At 77.0% G+C, this 392-nt stretch carries 1 protein-coding gene; it reads left to right on the forward strand.

Annotated features, from left to right (window positions below; all coding sequences use genetic code 11):
• A partial coding sequence (locus C1I97_RS39020; RefSeq protein ID WP_146608506.1) for a DUF4350 domain-containing protein occupies positions 1 to 392 on the forward strand: 392 nt, incomplete at both ends.

A 392-nucleotide genomic window follows, 5' to 3' on the forward strand; every position in this document is an offset into this window, starting at 1 on the left:
CCACGCTCCCGTCCACCTCGGCCTCGCCCACCGCCCGCCAGGTGTGGGCTCCCACGCGAGGCATCCTGCTCGCGCTCGTCCTCCTCTTCGTGGGGGCCGTCGTGATCGCCGCACTCAGCTCGGGCGGCCGGCACGGCCGCCTCGACCCGCGCTCCGCCGACCCCTACGGCAGCCGCGCCGTCGCCGCGGTCCTCGCCGACCACGGCGTGTCGACGCGCGTGGTCACCACCCTCGACCAGGCGCGGGCCGCGGCCGGTCCCGACACGACCCTGCTGGTCGCCGTGCCCGACCTGCTGACGAACGGTCAGCAGTCCCGGCTGCACGCGGCAACGGCGGCCTCCGGCGGACGCACCGTCCTCGTCGCCCCGGACACCCCCTCCATCGGCCGACTG

It is taken from the genome of Streptomyces sp. NTH33, from assembly GCF_003236365.1.
Taxonomy (GTDB): domain Bacteria; phylum Actinomycetota; class Actinomycetes; order Streptomycetales; family Streptomycetaceae; genus Streptomyces.